The sequence below is a fragment of the Vibrio sp. KUL78 genome, from assembly GCF_059725505.1.
In genome coordinates, this window is record NZ_AP045837.1 from 237365 (window position 1) to 258607 (window position 21243).

The window sequence follows — 21243 nt, forward strand, 5'->3', positions numbered from 1 at the left end:
ATCGTGCGGGACCCATAGGGATTAAGCGCTGGCTAGCTTAGCTGAAATGCACTCCAGAATAGCGCGACCTAGTTCGGTTTTCTTCGCGCTACCAAGGGCTTGCTGACCGCCTTGCCAGTACACGGTAATCGCATTTGAGTCACTGTTAAAGCCTTGACCTTCCACCGAGACATCATTTGCACAAATCATATCCAGATTCTTACGTGCTAGCTTACCTAACGCGTAAGTCTCTACATCTTGCGTTTCTGCGGCAAAACCGACGGTGAAAGGGCGATGCTGAGTAAGGGACGCCACATCAGCAATGATGTCTGGATTTTTCACCATCACGATCTGCATATCATTGTTGTCGGCCGTTTTCTTGATTTTTTGAGTAGCCACATCGACAGGTCGATAGTCGGCAACAGCCGCACAGCCAATAAAGATGTTGTGCTTGGTTGCCGCTTCAAGTGCGGCTTTATGCATCTGCTCAGCACTGACGACATCAATACGTTCCACGTTGGCTGGTGTGGATAGTGAAACTGGGCCTGCAATCAGCGTGACCTGTGCGCCAAGTTGGCTCGCAGCCTCGGCAAGTGCGAAGCCCATTTTTCCTGAGCTATGGTTAGAGATGTAGCGCACTGGGTCAATGGCTTCACGAGTTGGGCCTGCTGTAATCACAACGGATTTACCCGTCAATGGTTTTGGTCCAAAGAACTGCTCACAGCGCTCGACAAGTTGCATTGGCTCCAGCATTCGGCCAGGACCGACGTCGCCACAAGCCTGTTCGCCTGCAGCTGGTCCCCACACCATCATGCCTCGACGGGCAAGGGTTGCGATGTTTTCTTGTGTCGCGATATTGCGGTACATCTGCTGGTTCATGGCCGGAGAGACGGCAATCGGGGCGTCGGTGGCTAGGACGAGTGTTGTTAGCAAATCGTTACCCATGCCAGCGCTCATGCGTCCAATAAGGTCAGCGGTCGCTGGAGCAAGCAAGACAAGATCGGCCCATTTCGCCAGCTCAATGTGTCCCATGGAAGCTTCTGCGGCAGGATCGAGCAAGCTATCTGAGACGGGTCTGCCCGACACCGCCTGCATGGTGAGTGGCGTGATAAACTCCTTTGCAGCTTTGGTCATCACCACTTGTACCTCAGCACCGCGCTCGATGAGACGCCTGGTGAGTTCCGCACATTTGTAGGCGGCGATGCCACCACTGATGCCAAGTAGTATTTTCTTACCCGCTAACGTTTGCATAGCTTGCTCCTTACATTTTTCTGCGGCTAAGATAGCAAAAGCCATGCTCCCTCGCTACTGCTGCCATTCATGCCGTGATTTCTCGAACGCAATCAGACAACGCAATTACATAATAAAGAGGGAAGGTTCCCAGCTTGCCTTTTAAGCGCTTTTCGCTCTTTCTGTATTAGGCAATAACACGGCACCTATTTCTGTTTTCTTCTATATATGACTATTAAACAGCTTCCTAATGACTCTATGCCACGAGAGAAGCTTTTGATGCGTGGCAGCCAGGCGCTTTCTGATGCCGAGTTGTTGGCGATATTTCTACGAACCGGAACCAAAGGGTTGAACGTCATTCAGCTCGCAGACAGGCTTTTGACTGAGTTTGGTTCATTACGAGCACTGTTTTCTGCGTCGAAAGAGGAGTTTTGTCATCACAAGGGGCTGGGACTTGCGAAGTTCGTGCAGCTTCAAGCGGTGCTAGAGATGAGTCAGCGCTATTTGTCAGAAACGCTTAAACGTGGTGATAGCCTCAACAGTCCGGAACAGACCAAGCTTTATCTGATGTCTATATTACGTGACCGTCAGCGAGAAGCCTTCTATGTTCTGTTTCTTGATAATCAAAATCGGGTGATTTCAGATGAAGTGATGTTTGAGGGAACCATTGATGCCGCATCGGTCTATCCGCGTGAAGTGGTTAAGCGCGCGCTGCAGCATAATGCTGCAGCATTGATACTGGCTCATAATCATCCGTCGGGTATCTCAGAGCCTAGCCAAGCAGACCGAAGGATCACGAGACGGCTCAGCGATGCACTGGGATTGGTCGATATTCGTATCTTAGACCACTTTGTTATTGGCGATGGAGAGGTGACCTCTTTCGCTGAAAGAGGCTGGATTTAGCTTTTGAAACAGTAGAAAGCGTTTTTTATTGTAATAACTGTGAGACAGAGCTTTTGTTTTGGTGATTTTCTGCTATGATTCGCGCACTAAATTATCAACCAACATCAGCTCAAAGTGAAAAAGATCAGCAAATCCTTAAAAAAGGATCTGTTCGGGTCTTGAGCAATGCATGTCAAGTTAGTATAATGCGCGACCTTTGATAGCCTTGTATGGGTACTCCATAATGGTTATGGCCTCTTATAATTGAGGTTCGGCCACCAAGGTTGATATCGAGCTGAAACGATTTGGAGAAGACATTCATGTCCCGAGTATGCCAAGTAACTGGTAAGCGTCCTGTAACGGGTAACAACCGTTCACACGCACGAAATGCTACCAAGCGTCGTTTTCTGCCGAACCTACAAACTCATCGTTTCTGGGTAGAAAGCGAAAAACGCTTTGTTAAACTACGTCTAACCGCTAAGGGTATGCGTATTATTGATAAGAAAGGCATCGATGCTGTTCTTGTTGATATCCGCGCTCGTGGCGAGAACGTATAAGAGGAATTAAGCAATGGCTAAAGGCATTCGTGAGAAAATTCGTCTAGTATCTTCTGCAGGTACTGGTCACTTCTACACAACTGACAAGAACAAGCGTAACATGCCAGGCAAATTTGAGATCAAAAAGTTTGATCCAGTTGTTCGCCAACACGTTATGTACAAAGAAGCTAAAATCAAGTAATTGATAAGCATCTGCTTGTAAGTATTGAAAACCCAGCCTCGGCTGGGTTTTTTTATTGCCTGAAAATCAGGCTCGGTTAACGCTATCGCTAAAAAGGGCTTAAACCGCCCCTTCAAAACCAAACTGTCGCCACGCTTCATAGGCAATAATCGCTACCGCATTGGATAGGTTTAGGCTGCGCGCATCTGGCATCATAGGAATACGAATACGCTGTTCCATTGGCAGGCTTTCAATCACTTCTGCAGGCAGACCGCGGGTTTCTGGTCCAAATAGCAATACATCACCTTGCTGGTACTTCGCATCCGTGTGATGGCCAGTGGTTTTTGTTGTACAAGCAAATAAGCGGTAGCTCGGATTGTTCTCTTCAAGATAAGCAAGAAACGCTGCGTAGTCTTTATGGCGTTTTACACGAGCAAGGTCATGATAGTCGAGACCAGCACGACGGACCTTCTTCTCTTCTAAATCAAAACCAAGCGGTTCGATAAGGTGTAGGTTTGCACCACAGTTGGCACAAAGTCGGATGATGTTTCCGGTATTAGGAGCAATTTCTGGCTCGTAGAGGGCGATATCAAACATATTGGGTGTCGACTCATACTAAATAATGGAATGAGTATACCCGAAGAGCAAAAAGAACGTCATCCCTAAGACTATCGTGAACCCTAAGGTTGCCGTCGTCCTCAAATTTATCGTTATCCTAAAAAAATTATCGTCATCCCCGCGCAGGCGGGGATCTACCGAAAGCGCGCACCAAGCCTCACGTAGATTCCTGTCTGCACAGGAATGACAAGACATTCAATTAGAGTGTCTTTCGAGATTACAGCTTATCCGTCACCGCCAACGTTGCCGCCACCATATCATGACCAAACTTAATACTGCGCTCAGGCGACCAGCCATACAAAGGATCTGGGTAGTTGTTGTTGTCTTTAAACGGCATTTCAATGGTGTATGACAGGCAGCAGAACTGCTCTGCTACCCAGTTTGAGCCAACGGTCAGGTTAGCCTTGCCCGGCTCATCTTTATCATAGCCGTAGTCGTCTTGGAACTCAGGAGTAATGGTGAGTAGCGCTTGTTTGAACGCATTCTCAAGCCCTGCGTGACGCTCGTCGTAAGAAGGGATGCCTTCGGAGCCAGCTGCAAAGTTGTAGGGAATCGCCTCATCACCGTGGATGTCGAGGAACATGTCGACGCTTGTTTGCAGCATCTTCTCACGTACCAGGAACACCTCTGGACTTTTTCCATCGAAGGAGACTGCCATTCACGGTTTAGGTTTACACCAACCGCATTCGTGCGCAGGTGGCCGCGATTTGCGCCATCTGGGTTCATGTTTGGTACCACGTAAAGTACGGCTTTTTCTAGCAGCGCTTGCGCCGTGGTGTCGGTTTCATCGACAAGGCGCTGAATAAGGCCTTCCATAAACCACTCCGCCATGGTCTCACCAGGATGCTGACGCGCGATAACCCAGATATTCTTCTTACCTTCCTCTGGCTCACCAAAGGTCAGTAGCGACATGTCATTGTTATCTAGCGTGTGGCCTAGGGTCTCTAAAGTGCAGTGGTGCTCGGTTTGCGCCATGTGCAGAAGGTCTAGGTGACGGTCGTAGGAGTACGGTGCAAAGTAGGCAAAGTACATCGACCCACGCTCAGGAAGGACGTCAAATCTCAAGGTATCACCATCGAACTCAGATGGGATGCGGAACCATTCTTCTCGGTCGTAAGAAGCCACGACGTCATAGCCCTTCCAACCTTCAGGGTAGGCAGACTTAGCGAGGTCAAGGATCTTAATGGTGTGAGACTGTTCAGCCTGAGTTTCTAGTCGGAAGTGAAACCATTGATAGAACTCAGACTGGTTGTCGTTTTGTATTTTTAGCTGGATATCGTCTCTGTTTTCAATGCTGACAACCTCAATGTTGCCACTCTCGAAATTACTGAAGATCTTCATCTGCTTGATTCTCTTATTCTATGTTGAGCATGAGCCGAGAGGCTACCACAAAGAGTGTAGAATCAATATCGCTGAATTGCTGATTTTATAGCGGCAATTCAACGTGCATTTTTAAGCCACCGAGATCACTGCGTGAGGCGTTAATTTGTCCACTGTGTTGAACGATAGCGCTTTGTGTGATTGCTAGACCAAGACCCGTCCCCCCAGAGTCACGATCGCGTGCGGTAGAGACGCGATAGAAAGGTCTAAAGATATCTTCAAGCTCGTCATCAGGCACACCAGGACCATCATCCTCTACGATGATGTTTAGCATCTCTGATTGCTGATAGACAGAGATGTTGATCTCTGATTCGCTATAGCGAATGGCGTTACGAACGATATTCTCGATAGCGCTCATTAGAAGCTTCGGGTTACCGACAATGGAAACGTCAGGTATCTCGGAGAAGTGCAGCGCTTTACCCACTTGTTCTGCTTCAAACTGAGCGTCACTGAATATCTCTTCCCAAAGGCTGCTTGCTGGTTGGCTTTCTCGCGTGACGTGGCTGTCAGTGCTCATACGCGATAGCTCGAGCAGTTCACCTATCATCTGTTCTAACCGCTGCGCCTCGGTATCAATACGTGTAAGCTCAGCACTTTCTCCTTGCTTACGTGCCGCGAGGCCAGTCGCCATTCTAAGGCGCGTAAGTGGTGAACGAAGCTCATGAGAGATATCAGAGAGCAGCCGCTGCTGACCTGAAATCATTTGGTTCACAGCCAATACCATTTGGTTAAAGCTCTGGCCGGCTTGTCGAAATTCCGTCGTACCGGTCTCTAGGTCTGGATCTGGCTTGAACTCTCCATTGGCGACCCGCTTTGCGGCGCGCTCGAGGCGTCTTGCAGGCTGGCTAAGCGCCCATGCAAGCCACAGCAGAAGCGGTGTACTGACCGCCATCACTACGAGTAAAAGCTGGAATGGCTTATCAAACATACGGAGCAGAAACGGTGGTGGCTGCGTCCAGCGCAGTCCGATATAGAGATAGTAATCTTGATTCGCTAGCTCGATAGGCATCGGTCCTACAAGCATATAGCGCCCGTAGAGCTTCTGCATTGGCGTGTCGAAGGCGTCAACCGAGGTGATGAAGTTTTTGAGCATACGTTCTTTGAAGTCTGTGCGCTTCTGCGTGCTCAGAATGTTGCCTTCTTGGTCGACAATAAAGAAACTCGGTCCTTTGGATTTATGGTCTTTATTGTGCTGTCGTTCAGACTTGTCGATCTTGTAGACGATGCGCCCTATATTATCTTCACCAGCAAATTCGCGCTCAATTCTGTCGCGAACATTGGTCATCTGCCCAAGTGTTTCTCCGGAGACCTCTTTTGCCACGCGAGGATCAAGGTGCGGGAGTGCCAGTACCGCAATCAGCACCAACAACATGGTAAACCAAAAGATGGCAAAAATACGACCATACAGGCTGGTGATCTTGGGCAGTTTCATCATTATTCCTTCACTAGCAAGTAGCCGCGACCACGAAGGGTCTTGATTCTAGGCTTGCCGTCTAATTTCTCGGGAAGTTTTTTTCTTAGGTTCGATACGTGCATATCGACAGCGCGGTCAAACGCAGACAGTCGCTTGCCGAGCACATCAAGACTGAGCGCTTCTTTGGTTAAGGTTTCCCCAGGCTTTTGCACAAAGTATTGCAGCAGCGCGAACTCGGTTGTAGTGAGATCGAGCAGGTTGCCCTGACAGGTTGCTTCTTGTCTTGCTGGGAAAACTTCAATATCGTCGAAACGCACACCGTCAGAGGTATTGGTCTCGGATTTGTTGGAGGTGCGTCTGAGGATCGCTTTGATACGTGCTAACAGCTCCCGATCACTAAAGGGCTTTGGTAAGTAGTCGTCAGCGCCGAGCTCTAAACCAATGACACGGTCGATCTCTTCGCCTTTCGCGGTGAGCATTAATACCGGCGTTTCCCAGCTTTCACGCAGCTTCTTGAGTGTGTCCATGCCATTTAGGCGCGGCATCATCACATCCATTAATACCAAATCGATCTCTTCGCTCATCGCTTCTAGACCTGCGAAACCATCGTTAGCTTCGGAAACATCAAAGCCCTCATAGCTGAGAATATCTTTTAATAAGCTGGTGAGTTCAGTGTCGTCATCGATAAGAAGAATGTGTGCCATATCTACCTCAGAATCTATTGTGCCCTGTAATAATAAAGCGTTAATGTCCCAAAAAAGCGATCTTTACGATTCTTTACGCTCGCTGTACGTTGCTTTACGCGCTAGCCCCTATTCTATACTCAAGCGCTGCAGAGGCAGCCATGGTATGAATCACATAAGGGTAAAGATTATGAAACTTTCAAAAAAATTGGTTATCGCTGCAACAGTTCTTCCACTCGCTCTAGGCTCAGCAAGCGCACTCGCATACGGTGGTGGTAAAGGTGGTCATCACGGCAAAGGCGGTGAGGGTATGTGCGGTGGCTTCGACGGTAAGCGCATGTTCCGTGAACTTGACTTAACTGACGCTCAGAAAGAACAGATGAAGCAGCTTCGCGAAAGCAACAAGCAGCAGATGAAACAGAAGTTTGGTGGTGATTTTGCTGCTAAGAAAGCGGAAATGCAGGCCCGCCAGCAAAAAATGCAAGATTTGGTATTGGCCGATACCTTTGATGCAGAAGCCGCAAATGCTCTAGCAACGGAAATGGTTGAAAAACAAGCCGAACGTCGCGTGAAAAAGCTAGAGAAGCAGCATGAGATGATGAGCATTCTAACGCCAGAGCAAAAAGTGAAGTTCAAAGAACTGTCTCAAGAGCGTATGGAAAAATGCTTCGCGAAAATGGAGAAGCGCGCAGAGAAATTTGCTGAAGAGTAATAGTCTGATAGCCATCGCGGTTCGCGATGGCTTTTCTTTGGGTCCTGCGACCTGATGATTGTGAATTTCCCTTATAGTGACTTTTTCTCATTCACTTTTGTCACTATCTGTTGCGACCAAATTTGGTCGCTTTTTTCTATTTTTGTCATCAATAATCGGTATACTTGCTTTGTGTTTAGAAATAACCCAAGGACCTAACACTTAGCGCATGAAGGATAACTACGCGAAACTGGTGACAACCGCAGCATGGGCTGCAACGACGATAGCGACCATTTTGCTGATAGCAAAGGTGATCACCTGGTGGGTGACAGGCTCGGTCAGCTTACTCGCCTCTTTAATTGATTCCCTACTAGATATTGCCGCTTCAGTTATTAACTTAGTGGTGGTTCGATACTCTCTGCAACCGGCAGACAAAGAGCATACCTTTGGGCATGGCAAAGCCGAATCCCTAGCCGCGTTGGCGCAATCAATGTTTATCACTGGCTCAGCCTGCTTCCTCATTCTAAACGGTATTGACCGCTTCTTTAGACCCCATGAGCTTAATTCTCCCGAGCTTGGCATCTATGTCAGTTTATTCGCATTGGTGCTCACGTCGGGTTTGGTGGCTTTTCAAAAATACGTAGTGAAAAAGACCGGCAGTCAGGCCATTGCCGCAGATTCTTTGCATTATCAAACCGACCTATATATGAATGTTGCAATTATGGTGGCGTTAGGACTGAGCTGGTATGGCATTGGTCAGGCTGACTCTGTGTTCGCAGTGGCGATTGGCGTCTTCATTCTCGTGAGTGCGATTAAGATGGCTTATGAAGCGGTTCAATCGCTTTTGGACCGTCAACTACCAGAAGAAGAGCTGGTTGTGATTCGTCAGGTCTGTAATGACGTAGAAGGGGTGATTGGTGTTCATCAGCTGAGAACGCGCATGTCCGGGCCAGTTCGTTTCATTCAGTTACACTTAGAGCTGGATGACCATTTACCACTGATAGAAGCACATCGCATTGCCGATCTCGCAGAAGAAAAAGTGATAGAGGCATTCCCGGGCGCAGACGTCATCATTCATCAGGACCCGTATTCAGTGGTGTTGCATGAAGAGGCAGAACAGAAGAAACAAGAGTTTTAACGCACGGGGCGTAGAGCAAGCAGCACTATGGGGTGAGGCTGAGTAGACATGGCAATGTTAAATTCAATTGTCTATTATCAATGCGCGTGATAAAAAAGTGCGATTCTGATGTGAATCAACGTAAGAGCCAGTATAAACTGTAATACTCTTACATAAGTAATAAAGTTACGTCAGTGATGTTTTGGGGAACGCGCTGACAAAGAGTAACGATAACAACAAGATTTCCGTGGGGCGCAGGTTTATGCGACCTACTTAAAGTTTAAAATTAGATTGCCAAATCGAGGGTGAGCATGATTAAGAAAATTGGTGTTTTGACAAGTGGTGGTGACGCACCTGGTATGAATGCTGCGGTACGCGGCGTGGTTCGTACTGCTCTGTCAGAGGGCTTGGAAGTGTACGGTGTATACGACGGCTACCTAGGTCTTTACGAAGACCGTATCAAGCCGCTTGATCGTTCAAGCGTTTCTGACGTGATCAACCGTGGTGGTACATTCCTAGGCTCTGCACGTTTCCCTGAGTTTAAAGAAGTGGAAGTTCGTGAAAAAGCGATCGAGAACCTTAAGAAGCACGGCATCGATGCACTCGTAGTTGTTGGTGGTGACGGCTCTTACATGGGTGCGAAAAAGCTAACTGAGATGGGTTACCCATGTATCGGTCTTCCAGGCACAATTGATAACGACATCGCAGGTACTGACTACACGATCGGTTACCTAACAGCACTTAACACAGTTATCGACGCGATCGACCGTCTGCGTGACACATCATCATCTCACCAACGTATCTCTATCGTAGAAATCATGGGTCGTCACTGTGGTGACCTAACCCTGATGTCTGCAATCGCTGGTGGCTGTGAGTACATAATCACTCCAGAAACAGGTCTGAATAAAGAGCAGCTTATCAGCAACATCCAAGACGGTATTGCTAAAGGTAAAAAGCACGCCATCATTGCACTTACTGAGCTAATGATGGATGCCAATGAGCTAGCGAAAGAGATCGAAGACGCAACAGGTCGTGAGACTCGCGCAACGGTACTTGGTCACATTCAGCGTGGTGGTCGTCCAACAGCGTTCGACCGCGTTCTAGCATCTCGCATGGGTAACTACGCGGTTCACCTTCTTCTAGAAGGTCACGGTGGCCGTTGTGTTGGTATCCAGAAAGAACAGCTTGTTCACCATGACATCATTGATGCGATTGAGAACATGAAGCGTCCAGTACGTGATGACCTATTCAAGGTAGCTGAAGAGCTGTTCTAAGAGAACTCGCACTGAAATAATCGTGAAAAGCCGCTGCATTTGCAGCGGCTTTTTTATGCGTGAGCCCGGAGCTGCATGCCTAGCGAGTAGGCACAAAAAAGCCGGCTCCCCAAGAACCGGCTTTTTGGTAATCAATAGAGATTACTTAGCTTTAGCTGCCGCCGCTGCTTTAGCGATAGCTGCGAAGCTCTTAGCATCTAGAGATGCACCACCAACTAGAGCACCGTCGATGTCTGGTTGTGAGAAGTAAGCTTCTGCGTTCTCTGGCTTAACAGAACCACCGTATTGGATGATTACTTGCTCAGCTACTGCTGCGTCTTTCTCTGCAATTAGAGCGCGGATAGAAGCGTGGATGCGCTGTGCATCTTCTGCAGTTGCTGCTTTACCAGTACCGATAGCCCAGATTGGCTCGTATGCGATGATAGCGTCGTTAAGTGCTTCAACACCGTAAGCGTCGATAACTGCGTTGATTTGACGTGCACAAACTGCTTCAGTTTCGCCTGCTTCGTTTTGCGCTTCAGATTCACCGATACAGAAAACTGGCTTCAGGCCGTTCTCTTTTAGGAATGCGAATTTCTTAGCGATGAACTCGTCTGATTCGTTGTGGTACTCACGACGCTCAGAGTGACCGATGATGATGTGAGTAGCACCGAAGTCTTTCAGCATTTCTGGAGACATGTCGCCAGTGAAAGCACCGCTGTTGTTTAGGTCTGTGTTTTGTGCACCAAGGATGATCTTGTTGCCGCCTTCCGCGATTACACGCTCAGCTAGATCGATGTATAGTGCTGGTGGAGCTACCGCCACGTCTACACCAGTTACGCCTTCAAGTTCAGCGTTTAGACCAGTTAGCAGCTCAGTTACCATTGCTTTGCTGCCGTTGAGTTTCCAGTTACCCATAACTACAGGTTGACGCATGAGATTTTCTCCAAAATCAGTGTTTGTAAAAAACGAATGTAAAAAATAAACGTGATTACGAAAGAATATAACAGATTAATTCATGTAGATCATGATTGGGGTCATTTCTTTATCGCTTTGGTATCTTATCCTAACAATTGCCCAGAATGGCTCGCCCAAGTGATCCAGTAAACAGAATAATAGAATACTTCTCGGAATTTTACTCGCGGCTTGCTATACCTTGTCGCCTATTGGTCACAACAAAGGGAAGTCGTATGCCGAATCTGGTTCTAGAATATTCGAATACAGCCGATGAAAGGTTGAATGTACAAGGGTTATTGGAAGACCTACACCGAGTGACGTTGAACTGCGGACTGTTTGACGCTGATTCTGTTAAGTCGCGTTCCCTGCGCAGCCACAACTGGTTGATTGGCGAGTATGGTGACAGCGAAGATTTTGTGCACATCAGCTTTGAGCTATTATCTGGAAGGACAGATGAGCAAAAACGCGAGCTTTCAAGAAAGCTGATGGAAGTGCTAAGAGAGCAGGCGAGCCATATTAAGAGCTTAACAGTGAACATTCGCGATATGGACAAGACCTGCTTTCAAAAGATTACCAATTAATACGAGAGTGATTTGATGCCGTTAAAATCGTTACTGTTTTCATTCAATGGACGCATTGGGCGTAAGACATTCTGGATGTGGAATGTCTGTTACTACTTAGCCATTATGATTGTTGCACAGGGGCTAAATTTTCTATTCCCTAATGTGATGCAGTTTTTGTTGCCCTTGCTATTGCTGATGTTGCTTATCCCTGACCTAGCTATCACGGCGAAGCGTTGGCATGACCGCAATAAATCTAATTGGTGGCTATTGCTTAACTTGCCATTGGTGTTTGGGCGCATGAGTTTACCGACGTTAGATCCTGCGACAGCCGCTCAGCCGTCGATGGTGCAAAGTTTGTTGTCGTTTTCAGCCCTAGCGTGTGGTGCATGGATTTTAGTGGAGTGCGGTTTTCTTAAGGGCACCGAAGGTCCTAACCAATACGGTGATGAGCCCAAGTAATGTGCTTACGAATCGTGTGAGAAAAGGGAAGCATTGGCTTCCCTTTTTAGTGCGCGACTGTTTTCTATTACGTATGAGCTGGTTCAGCGCCACTCCTCATCGCGGCGAAATGGCAATACATCGGCCGTTTGTTTTGGTGATGGGAGATCACCATGCAGCGCCTCTGAAAATTTAACGATCTGCTTGTGGAGCTCTTCTCTCAACAGCACATTAGCGTGGATAGGGTTTTTGGCGCGCTGCAGCACTCGCTCAATGTGGGATTGCTGGGCATGCAATCTTGGTTGCATGTCACTCGAGCAGCTCTCGATAAATTGCTCACACAGTTGATGTCGCAGTTGGCTGAGCTTCTCTGGGTCTTCTTTTGCCATCGCTGCTAGATCCTCAAAAGAGGGAAGTGAAATCGGCTCTGCCATGTTTGCCTTCCTATGCCTAACGTTATCGAACCATATTCATAGCGTAGGACTTAATGAGAAAAGACAAACTTAAATGCATGACGTGTCTCAGAGTTGAGACACGTAGGTTGGGCTTATTGTTTTGCGTGAAACTTGTAGACGCATCGTCTGGCGCCTTTAACGATATGCTCATCGCGCTCGACGTTAACGTCGCTGCCAACCAAGGCTTGGAATACATTGAGCTCAGATTGACATAGCGCTTCGCAGCGAGAAGCCGCTTTGCAAATAGGGCAGTGATTCTCGATGAGCACAAACCCATCATCGGTTTGCTCAAGCTCTGCCATGTAGCCATCTTTCTCGCGCAATTCAGTCAATTTCTGAACCTTGCTTTGCAAGTCGGGTAGTTGATCAAAGTGTGGTTGGTAGGTTGTGAGGGTGTTGAACTCGCGTTCTTTGGAGACTTTCTCAAGCCCCTCACTGCCAAACACATTCTCAATGGCGTCAATAAACTGAATTGTGAGGTCGCTATGGCGGTCGGAAAAGCGCGCATGACCTTGAGCGGTCAAGGACCAATGTCTATTCGGGCGACCCACTTTGACTTTGACGTCCTCGAATCGCAACAATCCATCCTCTTCAAGGCTTTGGAGGTGCTGCCTTGCGCCCATGGTCGTGATGCCCAAACGCTCCGCAATACGTTTTGCGGTGACGGCTCCCTCGCGTTTTATGATGTCTATGATGTGATCAGTGGCTTTCATCAGTGCATCCGTTCTGTTTGTTCAGCCTTAAGGTAAAGATAGTCGAGGTATTATGGCGGATAAGGTTAATAAAGCAAATTATTTACAATGTTGCGTATGGATAAATGACGTATAACCAAATAAAAAAAGCGCTGATGAAGATCAGCGCTTTTCTATCGCGAACTCGCTTAAAGGATAATGTTGCGGATCTCTGGGTCTTTACGCTCTAGGTAGTGCGTAGACTTGATGCGTCGAATGGTACGACAGCGCCCACGGATCAGCAGGGTTTCTGTTGTCGCGATGTTGCCTTGGCGAGTGATGCCCTCAAGTAGGTCACCCTTAGTGATGCCCGTTGCTGAGAATACGACATTGTCGCTACGTGCCATATCTTCCATACGCAGCACGACACTCGCTTCAACGCCCATTTCCGCGCAGCGCTCAAGCTCGTCTTGTCCTGCTTTACGGTTTTCTTCGGTATCGCCTTTTACAGCGTGGCGAGGCAGCAGACGACCGTTCATGTCACCATCAAGCGCACGAATTACCGCCGCAGAAACTACACCCTCTGGCGCGCCACCGATGCAGTACATCACGTCGACTTCACTGTCTGGCATACACGTGAGAATCGATGCCGCTACATCACCATCTGGCACTGCGAACACGCGAACACCCATTGCTTGCATCTCAGCGATAACCTGATCGTGACGTGGTTTTGCTAGTGTGGTTACTACCAGAGTATCAAGGGTTTTGCCCAGCGCGGCTGCGATGTTGTTTAGGTTTTCTTTGAGTGGCTTGTTAAGGTCAATGACGCCTTTAGCGCCAGGACCCACAACCAGCTTCTCCATGTACATATCTGGAGCTTTCAAGAAGCTGCCTTTCTCGCCCGCAGCAAGAACGGCTAGCGCGTTAGACTGACCCATCGCCGTCATACGTGTGCCTTCAATTGGGTCAACAGCGATATCTACCGCATCGCCACCGATACCCACGTGCTCACCAATGTACAGCATAGGTGCATCGTCGATTTCACCCTCACCAATAACGATTTCACCTTCGATATCGGTCTTGTTCAGTAGGCTGCGCATGACCTCCACCGCTGCACCATCGGCAGCATTTTTGTCGCCTCGTCCTAGCCACTTATAACCTGCTAGTGCGGCACCTTCGGTAACTCGTGAAAAAGCCATTGCTAAATCGCGCTTCATACTGACTCCAATTTAATGAAAAATGACAAATGATTTACGGCGCGAATTCTAGCATATCAGAAGGGAAACGTTTGCCTTTTTATCTGTTTGGTGGCGATCTTGTCGTTAAAATCGCAGATGGTGGAGAGCTTGCAAAGCCGAAGCCAATATTGAATAACGTTTTTTAGTAAACGGCAGGTCAGTTTACGGCGCTTTTTTGACCGAATAGTGAAAAATCTGCAATATAGGACGTGTCTATCTTCTCTAGGCTGAGTAGAATGGGGCACTATAGGGTATATAGAATGAAGCATTTTCATTTCACAGGATTAAACAAGGGTAGGCCGAGATGTCTTTTGAAGTACTGGAACAACTAGAAGCAAAAATTCAAACTGCAGTTGACACAATCGCTCTTCTTCAAATGGAAGTAGAGGAATTGAAAGAAGAGAAAGCACAGCTAGCGAACCAAGCTGAAGAGCTACGCAGCAGCCGTGTAGAGCTAGAGCAGAAGACGGAACAGATGCAGCGCGAGCATAGCCAATGGCAAGAGCGCATTCGCAACCTACTAGGTAAAATGGACGAAGTAGAGTAATTTTTCGCTCATTCGAGAATATTGAAAGCACCCTGCATTGGGTGCTTTTTTGTTTTCTCACCATGAATGGATTACGTGGTGAATATGCGAAATACGGGTGTTGTTTGGTCTAACCAGTGTAACTCACCATCTCTTGACTTTTCGTGTACAAGTTGAGCACGTATACTAACTCTAACTAGGGAAAGGAAAAGTTAGAATGAAAACACGTGACAAAATAGTCTATGCCGCCCTCGACTTGTTCAATACTGATGGCGAGCGCAACGTGACAACCAACCATATTGCGGCGCACATTGAGATTAGCCCGGGCAATCTCTACTACCATTTCCGAAACAAACAAGAAATCGTTCGCGAGATTTTTGCGCTTTACTCGCAAGAACTCATCGAGCGTTTTACCCCAGTCCAAGGCCAGCAAGAGAGCCTAGCACTGCTGAAACATTACCTGGATTCCATCTTCACTCTGATGTGGAAATACCGCTTTTTCTATGCCAATCTGCCAGAGATTTTGCAGCGAGACCCGAAGCTGCATGAAGAGTACATCGAGGTCCAAGAGCGTTTGCAGGGCAACTTGGTTAACATTCTCAAGGCATTTGTAGAGCTTGATTTGCTCACCATCAACGATAAAGAACTCAAGTCACTGGTCACAACCCTGCACATGATGGCAGTGGGTTGGCTAAGCTATCAGTCGGCGATGTCACCACGCACTAAAATCACCGAAGAGGTGATCCAACAAGGTATGCTACAAATGATCCATGTGGTTAAGCCTCTGGCGACTGATAAAGGTAAAGAGCAACTGACGCTGCTAGAAGATGGCGTTCGCATGATGGGTAGCCCAACAAGCTAACTGTTGCTAACGGCATGATATATAGCCAATTCGTATTGTCCAAACCCTACTTAACAAGTAGGGTTTGTGGTTTCTATCCCCGCATTAAAGGAAGAGTGTGAAGGTGCATTACGATGTATTCAATGGCGATGCCGACGGCATACTTGCCTTACTGCAACTACGTTTGGCGCAGCCAAAAGAGAGTCAGCTTATCTCGGGCATTAAACGTGATATCGCTTTGTTGCAGCAGGTGCCACTCGAGCAGGCAAGCTCAGTGACGGTGCTTGATATCTCGATGGATAAAAATCAAGCCGCGCTCGAGAAGCTTTTGGATCATCATGTTCCAACTACTTATATTGACCATCACAAGGCATCTTCCATTCCAAATAGCCAATACCTTGATGCCCATATTGACCTTGATGCGAATACCTGTACGGCACTGATTGTCGACAAGTTGCTCCAAGGCCAATTTAGGTTATGGGCGGTTGCTGCTGCGTATGGCGACAACATGCTGGCAAGTGCTGAGGCATTGGCATCGACTTTAAGGTTAAGTGATGAGCAGCGCCGCTTACTTAACGAGCTGGGTACGCTGATCAATTACAACGGCTACGGTGAAAGCCTCGAAGACCTGCATTTTAATCCGGTTGATTTGTATCAGCAGCTTTTGGCCTACCATGATCCTTTTGAGTGTATTGGTGATCCTAGCTCCCCATATCATGTACTCAAAGCGGCCTTTGCACAGGACGAATCAGCGCTGAGCGCAGCGCAGACACGCCATGATTCAGCGGTGCTTAAAGTGGTCTTGCTGCCGGATAGTGCGGCAGCGAGACGAATGTCGGGTACCTGGATTAATAGACTTGCCAATCAATCCCCTAATCAAGCGCACGTCTCATTGGTGCCAAGAAGCGATGTATCGGGAGAGCCGTGCTATACCGTTTCGGTGAGAGCGCCACTTAATAATAAGCAAGGGGCAGGAGAAATTTGCAGTCAGTTTGCCACCGGTGGTGGCAGAGAGGCGGCGGGCGGCATTAACAGCATGCCAGAGAGCGAGCTAGAAAGGCTGATTGAGATTGCAACAACACGCTACTCAAAGCAATGAGTAGCGGTACTGAGCTAGCGCTTTAACCAGCTTTTCGGGTTTTGGACTTTACTATTACGGCGGATCTCAAAGTAGAGGGATGAGCTGTCTTGACCGCCTGTATCGCCGGCAAGAGCAATGGTTTCGCCAGCTGCGACCTTATCACCCTCTTTCTTTAGTAGGGTTTGGTTGTAGCCATATAACGTCATATCGCCTTTACCATGGTCGAGCAGAACTACGAGTCCATAGCCGCGCAGATAGTCGGCGAATACCACGGTACCAGAGTAAACTGACTTAACCGAGTCGCCATAGTTGGCAGCGATGACCATGCCTTTCCAGTTGACTTGTCCGGTTTGTTTGGTACCAAAGCTATGTAGCACCTTGCCTTTTACTGGCCATGGAAGACGACCTTTTTGACGAGCAAGACCATCCATCGGTACTTGGTTGCGCTTCGCCGCTTTGGCGATTTCCGCTTTTAGCCTGGTTTCATTGCGCTGCAGCTCCGCGAGGTAATTTTTATCGCTGGAGATACTGCGGCGAATTTTGCTTACCGTGCTTTGTCGGCTGCTTCGATTCTTAGCTAAGGTGTCACGCTTGGCTTTTTGCTGCTCTAGAAGCTGAGCGATCTGATTGCGCTCAAGCTCCAACGCTCGCTCACTTTCCGCTAGCTTGCGTTCGGTCTCGGCAAGTTGTTCCAGTGTTTCGGCGCGGGCCTTCGCTAGATGCTGATAGTATTGACTGATACGGTCTTGGTCAGGGTCTGTGCTAAGCACACCAGACGCGGAGTTATTTTGCTTGGTGATGTAGTAGGTTTGTACCAGTTCAGCGAGCACCTTTTGTTGCTGCTCTTTTTGCTGTGTTAGTGCCTCAACTTGGCTATGAAACCCATCTAGGTTGCGGTTGGCTTGAGCAAGCGCTGCCGTTGTTGCTTTGATTTCTTTCTCGACATTAGAAATGCCAATCTCTTGCTCACGCAGGGATTTTTGCAGTGTATCGAGCTCTTTTTGCTGTGCAGATAGGGATTTTTGCTGACGACTTATCTCACTTTTTACACCTGTGAGTTCATTTTGGTTTGCAAGGCTATGGGCGCTGGGTAAAGCGAGCCCTAAACACACGACCAGTGCAGACAAACGAGGGGTAAAAAGCCTAATTCTGTTTGGTTTCATCCTAATTCCACTACACGCAGCGACAAGAGTTTGCTCATTCAATAGTAATCATAACTGATTGATAGTTCACTATAGCTGTTCGCAATCCGCACCTCTAAAGTGATGTTGCCATTATATCCACACATGGCACCTTAGGCGCAAGCAAACAAAAACGCCGATGTAGAAACATCGGCGTTTTTCATGACTGCGAAAGGCAATTACTTAACTAGGATCTCACCAGACATCTCTGCTGGAATTTCCATGTCAGTCATCGCTAGCATTGTTGGCGCAAGGTCAGACAGTTTACCGCCTTCTTTGAACTCAACCGCTTTGTCACCTACGTAGATTAGAGGTACTGGTAGGTTAGTGTGAGCAGTGTGCGTACCGCCAGTCACTGGGTCTACCATCATCTCTGCGTTACCGTGGTCAGCTGTGATCAGCATTTGACCGCCCACCTCTTTGATCGCGTCTACTACTTGGCCAACGCTCGCATCAAGAGCTTCGATAGCTTGCTCAGCAGCTTCGTAAACACCGGTGTGACCAACCATGTCTGCGTTTGGATAGTTACAGATGATAGTGTCGTACTTACCAGACTTGATAGCCGCAACCATCTTCTCTGTTAGCTCTTCAGAGCTCATTTCTGGCTGTAGGTCGTAAGTTGCTACTTTTGGAGAAGCAACGAGCTGACGCTCTTCGCCGTCAAATTCGTTCTCAACACCACCGTTGAAGAAGAACGTCACGTGTGCGTATTTCTCTGTTTCAGAGATACGTAGCTGAGTCTTACCTGCTTTAGATAGCCACTCACCGTACGTGTTCTCAAGAGACGCTGGTGGGAAAGCGATAGATAGCGGGATGTCAGCTGCGTATTGCGTTAGCATGACGAAGTCGATCGCTGGGAATACTGCGCGCTCAAAACCATCAAACTCAGGTACGAATGTACGAGTGATTTGACGTGCACGGTCAGCACGGTAGTTCATGAAGATAACTGCGTCGCCATCTTGGATCGCTGCGTCTTCTTGACCTTCAGCTTTGATAGCCGTTGCTTTAACGAACTCATCGTTTTCTTCACGAGCGTAAGCCGCTTCAAGCCCTGCTACTGCATTGTCGTAAGTGAACTCAGCTTTGCCTTGAGTCAGTAGGTCGTAAGCAACTTGTACGCGATCCCAGTTGTTATCACGATCCATTGCGTAGTAACGACCGATTAGAGACGCTACGCGGCCTTTACCAAGCTCAGCAAATAGCTCGTCGAAACGCTTTAGTGAACCTTCAGCGCTACGAGGCGGTGTATCACGGCCGTCTAGGAAGCAGTGTAGGTAGATTTTCTCAGCGCCACGCTCTGCTGCCATTTTAACGGCTGCGTAGATGTGGTCTTCGTGAGAGTGAACACCACCTGGAGACATAAGACCCATAAGGTGTACAGCTTTACCTGCTGCTACTGCTTTGTCGATAGCGGCAACAAGCGCTTCGTTCTGAGAGAACTCACCGTCAGCGATTGATTTAGTGATGCGAGTTAGGTCTTGATAAACAACACGACCCGCGCCGATGTTAGTGTGACCTACTTCTGAGTTACCCATTTGACCGTCTGGCAGACCTACGTCCATACCAGAAGCCGAAATAAGAGTACGTGGGTTGTTTGCCCACAAGCCATCCATTACTGGAGTTTTTGCGTTGTTGATTGCGTTGCTTGCGTTGTCTTCACGGTAACCCCAACCGTCAAGAATCACTAGAGCCATTGGCTTCTTAGCTGACATAGTTATAACCTCGTCAAATCGATAGTAACTTTACAGAAAACAAATTAGCGTAATTTTACTACACTTTTTACCCATAACTGTAGTGGCAGATCAAATAATGTTTGTGATTACCGTTGCTGGGTTACAGTTTTATCTAGCTAATTCGTCTGTTTATGTTCTTTGTGAGGTAATCATAGACGTTATTTTCGTTAGATACCTCGGCTTTATCTCTATTAATACGCCTTGTTTAGTCGCTTTGACTAATCGGTTTTTTCTATCTCTGCAATAGTGTCTAGCGCTGCCATTGCCAGGCAAGGCGAGGAGAAGGATCCCAATTCTCCGCTCGAAACATTTTCCCCTCTCGCCACGGCGAGGCTAAGCCGCTATACTCCTCGACTGATTTAATGTTCAACTATCTAAGAGCGCAAGCTATGCAAGAGTATTTAGAATTTTTTCAACAAAACATGATCATGTCGCTAGTGTGGGTTGCACTATTTGTTGCTCTGATCGCTAACATCTTTAAATCAGCGAACGCAGCATATAAAGAAGTCTCTGCAGCACAAGTCACACACATGATGAACCGTGAGAATGGCATCGTGGTGGATATTCGTTCAAAAGACGAATTCAAACGTGGTCACATTACTGACGCACTTCACGTTTTACCTTCAGATATCAAAGCGGGTTCTTTCGGCAGCCTTGAAAACCACAAATCAGACCCAATCATTGTGGTATGTAAGACTGGTCAAACGGCGCAAGAGAGCGCGAACTTGCTTGCAAAAGCAGGGTTTGAAAAGGTTTACTTGCTGAAAAATGGTCTAGTGGCTTGGAGCGAAGCAAACCTACCGCTGATCAAAGGCAAGAAGTAACACAGAATTTTGAGTAATTTCGCGGCAGTTATGACTAAGGGATGTGATAAATGCCACGGAATTCACGGCTCGCCTAGTCATCAAACATTGGCTCGGCTAGTCTGCAAGAAAACTCATTAACGTTTTGACAAATTTAGACGTATTTAAGGAAATCATCATGGCTGAAGCAGCTCCACAAGAAGCACAACAAAACTTCTCAATCCAACGTATCTTTCTAAAAGACGTATCATTTGAGGCGCCAAACTCGCCAGATATGTTCCAGAAAGACTGGAACCCTGATGTTAAGCTAGATCTTGACACTCAAAGCCGTGAACTAGGTCAAGGCGTATACGAAGTTGTTCTTCGCCTGACAGTGACAGTGAAAAATGCAGAAGAAACTGCATTCCTATGTGAAGTACAACAAGGTGGTATCTTCACTGCAGAGCAAATGGAAGCAGGTCAACTTGCACATTGCCTAGGTGCATTCTGCCCGAACATCCTATTCCCATACGCTCGTGAAACTATCTCAAGCCTAACGATGAAAGGTACGTTCCCTCAACTGAACCTAGCGCCAGTTAACTTTGACGCACTGTTCATGAACTACCTACAGCAGCAAGCTCAGCAAGAAGGTCAAGCGGAAGCTTAATCTCCTTCGCAGACTGATTCTGCGTTAACGAGTCTATGTAATAAAAATGCACAGCGCACCGCGATGTGCATTTTTTATTTGCTTATACAGGTTTAGACTTATACCCAAGTCATCTCGAGAGATTGCCGCTTTTAGGGTCACTTGGG

23 protein-coding genes and 1 pseudogene are annotated in these 21243 nt (G+C 47.6%); 13 read left to right on the top strand and 11 right to left on the bottom strand.

The genetic code is table 11. The annotated features are described in order from the left end of the window. Positions 1–21 precede the first annotated feature (21 nt). Complete coding sequence (gene coaBC, locus AC6I8Y_RS01125; protein WP_394154031.1) at positions 22–1230, bottom strand: bifunctional phosphopantothenoylcysteine decarboxylase/phosphopantothenate--cysteine ligase CoaBC; 1209 nt, start codon at positions 1228–1230, stop codon at positions 22–24. 207 nt (positions 1231–1437) lie between these two features. On the opposite strand from coaBC, the gene radC reads away from it, so the two are divergent. The 3 genes from radC (at position 1438) to rpmG (ending at position 2829) form a co-directional block, all read left to right on the top strand. Continuing rightward, entirely contained in the window at positions 1438–2112 is a 675-nt protein-coding gene (radC, locus tag AC6I8Y_RS01130) for a RadC family protein (protein ID WP_128648822.1), read from the top strand. A 299-nt stretch (positions 2113–2411) separates the two neighbouring features. Next, positions 2412–2648 (top strand): 50S ribosomal protein L28, encoded by a 237-nt coding sequence (gene rpmB, locus AC6I8Y_RS01135; protein WP_004728407.1) that lies wholly within the window; start codon positions 2412–2414, stop codon positions 2646–2648. Between the two features lie 13 nt (positions 2649–2661). Continuing rightward, complete coding sequence (rpmG, locus tag AC6I8Y_RS01140; RefSeq protein ID WP_002535344.1) at positions 2662–2829, top strand: 50S ribosomal protein L33; 168 nt, start codon at positions 2662–2664, stop codon at positions 2827–2829. 99 nt (positions 2830–2928) lie between these two features. On the opposite strand, the gene trmL is transcribed toward rpmG, so the two are convergent. The 4 genes and pseudogenes from trmL to AC6I8Y_RS01160 all read right to left on the bottom strand — a co-directional run bounded on the left by trmL (position 2929) and on the right by AC6I8Y_RS01160 (position 6924). Continuing rightward, complete coding sequence (trmL, locus tag AC6I8Y_RS01145) at positions 2929–3405, bottom strand: tRNA (uridine(34)/cytosine(34)/5-carboxymethylaminomethyluridine(34)-2'-O)-methyltransferase TrmL (protein ID WP_128648823.1); 477 nt, start codon at positions 3403–3405, stop codon at positions 2929–2931. 238 nt (positions 3406–3643) lie between these two features. Next, positions 3644–4767, bottom strand: a pseudogene (locus AC6I8Y_RS01150) (M14 family metallopeptidase). Positions 4768–4852: 85 nt separating this feature from the next. After that, positions 4853–6238 (bottom strand): envelope stress sensor histidine kinase CpxA, encoded by a 1386-nt coding sequence (cpxA, locus tag AC6I8Y_RS01155; protein ID WP_498021415.1) that lies wholly within the window; start codon positions 6236–6238, stop codon positions 4853–4855. A gap of 2 nt (positions 6239–6240) precedes the next feature. Further along, the gene (locus AC6I8Y_RS01160) at positions 6241–6924 is read right to left on the bottom strand and encodes a response regulator (RefSeq protein ID WP_394154037.1); all 684 of its coding nucleotides are present in this window, start codon (positions 6922–6924) and stop codon (positions 6241–6243) included. A gap of 169 nt (positions 6925–7093) precedes the next feature. Between AC6I8Y_RS01160 and AC6I8Y_RS01165 the strand changes: the two genes are divergently transcribed. The 3 genes from AC6I8Y_RS01165 to pfkA all read left to right on the top strand — a co-directional run bounded on the left by AC6I8Y_RS01165 (position 7094) and on the right by pfkA (position 9985). Then, positions 7094–7615: a CpxP family protein gene (locus AC6I8Y_RS01165; protein WP_128649672.1), complete on the top strand. Its 522-nt coding sequence runs from the start codon at positions 7094–7096 to the stop codon at positions 7613–7615. Positions 7616–7823: 208 nt separating this feature from the next. After that, a complete protein-coding gene (gene fieF / locus AC6I8Y_RS01170) occupies positions 7824–8732 on the top strand; it encodes a CDF family cation-efflux transporter FieF (RefSeq protein WP_446569851.1) in 909 nt (302 codons plus the stop codon). 290 nt (positions 8733–9022) lie between these two features. Beyond that, complete coding sequence (pfkA, locus tag AC6I8Y_RS01175; RefSeq protein ID WP_394154041.1) at positions 9023–9985, top strand: 6-phosphofructokinase; 963 nt, start codon at positions 9023–9025, stop codon at positions 9983–9985. A gap of 141 nt (positions 9986–10126) precedes the next feature. Here pfkA and tpiA read toward each other — a convergent pair whose 3' ends face one another. Then, on the bottom strand, positions 10127–10900 hold the full coding sequence (gene tpiA / locus AC6I8Y_RS01180; RefSeq protein WP_042478835.1) for a triose-phosphate isomerase: 774 nt from the start codon (positions 10898–10900) through the stop codon (positions 10127–10129). A 254-nt stretch (positions 10901–11154) separates the two neighbouring features. Here tpiA and AC6I8Y_RS01185 point away from each other — a divergent pair, with 254 nt between their 5' ends. Both AC6I8Y_RS01185 and AC6I8Y_RS01190 read left to right on the top strand, forming a co-directional pair. Next, complete coding sequence (locus tag AC6I8Y_RS01185) at positions 11155–11502, top strand: 5-carboxymethyl-2-hydroxymuconate Delta-isomerase (RefSeq protein ID WP_042478837.1); 348 nt, start codon at positions 11155–11157, stop codon at positions 11500–11502. A gap of 15 nt (positions 11503–11517) precedes the next feature. Then, positions 11518–11943, top strand: coding sequence for a DUF805 domain-containing protein (locus AC6I8Y_RS01190; protein WP_042478839.1), 426 nt, complete (start codon positions 11518–11520; stop codon positions 11941–11943). Positions 11944–12026: 83 nt separating this feature from the next. Here the strand turns inward: AC6I8Y_RS01190 and AC6I8Y_RS01195 are convergent, their stop codons facing one another. The 3 genes from AC6I8Y_RS01195 to glpX all read right to left on the bottom strand — a co-directional run bounded on the left by AC6I8Y_RS01195 (position 12027) and on the right by glpX (position 14265). Next, positions 12027–12356 carry a DUF3135 domain-containing protein gene (locus tag AC6I8Y_RS01195; RefSeq protein WP_252013143.1) on the bottom strand — a complete coding sequence of 110 codons (330 nt, stop codon included), beginning with the start codon at positions 12354–12356 and terminating at the stop codon, positions 12027–12029. Between the two features lie 113 nt (positions 12357–12469). Next, the gene (locus tag AC6I8Y_RS01200) at positions 12470–13090 is read right to left on the bottom strand and encodes a helix-turn-helix transcriptional regulator (RefSeq protein WP_128649667.1); all 621 of its coding nucleotides are present in this window, start codon (positions 13088–13090) and stop codon (positions 12470–12472) included. Between the two features lie 167 nt (positions 13091–13257). Continuing rightward, complete coding sequence (gene glpX / locus AC6I8Y_RS01205; RefSeq protein ID WP_498020656.1) at positions 13258–14265, bottom strand: class II fructose-bisphosphatase; 1008 nt, start codon at positions 14263–14265, stop codon at positions 13258–13260. A 325-nt stretch (positions 14266–14590) separates the two neighbouring features. Here glpX and zapB point away from each other — a divergent pair, with 325 nt between their 5' ends. The 3 genes from zapB to AC6I8Y_RS01220 all read left to right on the top strand — a co-directional run bounded on the left by zapB (position 14591) and on the right by AC6I8Y_RS01220 (position 16752). Further along, positions 14591–14833: a cell division protein ZapB gene (zapB, locus tag AC6I8Y_RS01210; RefSeq protein ID WP_042478850.1), complete on the top strand. Its 243-nt coding sequence runs from the start codon at positions 14591–14593 to the stop codon at positions 14831–14833. A gap of 196 nt (positions 14834–15029) precedes the next feature. After that, positions 15030–15674, top strand: coding sequence for a TetR/AcrR family transcriptional regulator (locus tag AC6I8Y_RS01215; protein ID WP_128649666.1), 645 nt, complete (start codon positions 15030–15032; stop codon positions 15672–15674). Positions 15675–15777: 103 nt separating this feature from the next. Next, on the top strand, positions 15778–16752 hold the full coding sequence (locus tag AC6I8Y_RS01220) for a DHH family phosphoesterase (RefSeq protein WP_498021416.1): 975 nt from the start codon (positions 15778–15780) through the stop codon (positions 16750–16752). 14 nt (positions 16753–16766) lie between these two features. Here AC6I8Y_RS01220 and AC6I8Y_RS01225 read toward each other — a convergent pair whose 3' ends face one another. Beyond that, complete coding sequence (locus AC6I8Y_RS01225; RefSeq protein ID WP_252013149.1) at positions 16767–17897, bottom strand: murein hydrolase activator EnvC family protein; 1131 nt, start codon at positions 17895–17897, stop codon at positions 16767–16769. Between the two features lie 197 nt (positions 17898–18094). Continuing rightward, positions 18095–19627, bottom strand: coding sequence for a 2,3-bisphosphoglycerate-independent phosphoglycerate mutase (gpmM, locus tag AC6I8Y_RS01230; protein WP_394154047.1), 1533 nt, complete (start codon positions 19625–19627; stop codon positions 18095–18097). A gap of 410 nt (positions 19628–20037) precedes the next feature. Here gpmM and AC6I8Y_RS01235 point away from each other — a divergent pair, with 410 nt between their 5' ends. Both AC6I8Y_RS01235 and secB read left to right on the top strand, forming a co-directional pair. Next, complete coding sequence (locus tag AC6I8Y_RS01235; RefSeq protein WP_128649664.1) at positions 20038–20472, top strand: rhodanese-like domain-containing protein; 435 nt, start codon at positions 20038–20040, stop codon at positions 20470–20472. 157 nt (positions 20473–20629) lie between these two features. Beyond that, positions 20630–21097 carry a protein-export chaperone SecB gene (secB, locus tag AC6I8Y_RS01240; protein WP_042478856.1) on the top strand — a complete coding sequence of 156 codons (468 nt, stop codon included), beginning with the start codon at positions 20630–20632 and terminating at the stop codon, positions 21095–21097. The last annotated feature ends 146 nt before the right edge of the window (positions 21098–21243 follow it).

What these genes read in the sequence shown, in the direction of transcription:
- AC6I8Y_RS01165 (WP_128649672.1), top strand. Translation starts at nt 7,094, where the DNA reads ATGAAACTTTCAAAAAAATTGGTTATCGCTGCAACAGTTCTTCCACTC.
- fieF (WP_446569851.1), top strand. Translation starts at nt 7,824, where the DNA reads ATGAAGGATAACTACGCGAAACTGGTGACAACCGCAGCATGGGCTGCA.
- zapB (WP_042478850.1), top strand. Translation starts at nt 14,591, where the DNA reads ATGTCTTTTGAAGTACTGGAACAACTAGAAGCAAAAATTCAAACTGCA.
- AC6I8Y_RS01195 (WP_252013143.1), bottom strand. Translation starts at nt 12,356, where the DNA reads ATGGCAGAGCCGATTTCACTTCCCTCTTTTGAGGATCTAGCAGCGATG.
- radC (WP_128648822.1), top strand. Translation starts at nt 1,438, where the DNA reads ATGACTATTAAACAGCTTCCTAATGACTCTATGCCACGAGAGAAGCTT.
- pfkA (WP_394154041.1), top strand. Translation starts at nt 9,023, where the DNA reads ATGATTAAGAAAATTGGTGTTTTGACAAGTGGTGGTGACGCACCTGGT.
- AC6I8Y_RS01185 (WP_042478837.1), top strand. Translation starts at nt 11,155, where the DNA reads ATGCCGAATCTGGTTCTAGAATATTCGAATACAGCCGATGAAAGGTTG.
- rpmB (WP_004728407.1), top strand. Translation starts at nt 2,412, where the DNA reads ATGTCCCGAGTATGCCAAGTAACTGGTAAGCGTCCTGTAACGGGTAAC.
- gpmM (WP_394154047.1), bottom strand. Translation starts at nt 19,627, where the DNA reads ATGTCAGCTAAGAAGCCAATGGCTCTAGTGATTCTTGACGGTTGGGGT.
- rpmG (WP_002535344.1), top strand. Translation starts at nt 2,662, where the DNA reads ATGGCTAAAGGCATTCGTGAGAAAATTCGTCTAGTATCTTCTGCAGGT.
- trmL (WP_128648823.1), bottom strand. Translation starts at nt 3,405, where the DNA reads ATGTTTGATATCGCCCTCTACGAGCCAGAAATTGCTCCTAATACCGGA.
- AC6I8Y_RS01225 (WP_252013149.1), bottom strand. Translation starts at nt 17,897, where the DNA reads ATGAAACCAAACAGAATTAGGCTTTTTACCCCTCGTTTGTCTGCACTG.
- AC6I8Y_RS01200 (WP_128649667.1), bottom strand. Translation starts at nt 13,090, where the DNA reads ATGAAAGCCACTGATCACATCATAGACATCATAAAACGCGAGGGAGCC.
- AC6I8Y_RS01235 (WP_128649664.1), top strand. Translation starts at nt 20,038, where the DNA reads ATGCAAGAGTATTTAGAATTTTTTCAACAAAACATGATCATGTCGCTA.
- secB (WP_042478856.1), top strand. Translation starts at nt 20,630, where the DNA reads ATGGCTGAAGCAGCTCCACAAGAAGCACAACAAAACTTCTCAATCCAA.
- tpiA (WP_042478835.1), bottom strand. Translation starts at nt 10,900, where the DNA reads ATGCGTCAACCTGTAGTTATGGGTAACTGGAAACTCAACGGCAGCAAA.
- coaBC (WP_394154031.1), bottom strand. Translation starts at nt 1,230, where the DNA reads ATGCAAACGTTAGCGGGTAAGAAAATACTACTTGGCATCAGTGGTGGC.
- AC6I8Y_RS01190 (WP_042478839.1), top strand. Translation starts at nt 11,518, where the DNA reads ATGCCGTTAAAATCGTTACTGTTTTCATTCAATGGACGCATTGGGCGT.
- AC6I8Y_RS01160 (WP_394154037.1), bottom strand. Translation starts at nt 6,924, where the DNA reads ATGGCACACATTCTTCTTATCGATGACGACACTGAACTCACCAGCTTA.
- glpX (WP_498020656.1), bottom strand. Translation starts at nt 14,265, where the DNA reads ATGAAGCGCGATTTAGCAATGGCTTTTTCACGAGTTACCGAAGGTGCC.
- cpxA (WP_498021415.1), bottom strand. Translation starts at nt 6,238, where the DNA reads ATGAAACTGCCCAAGATCACCAGCCTGTATGGTCGTATTTTTGCCATC.
- AC6I8Y_RS01215 (WP_128649666.1), top strand. Translation starts at nt 15,030, where the DNA reads ATGAAAACACGTGACAAAATAGTCTATGCCGCCCTCGACTTGTTCAAT.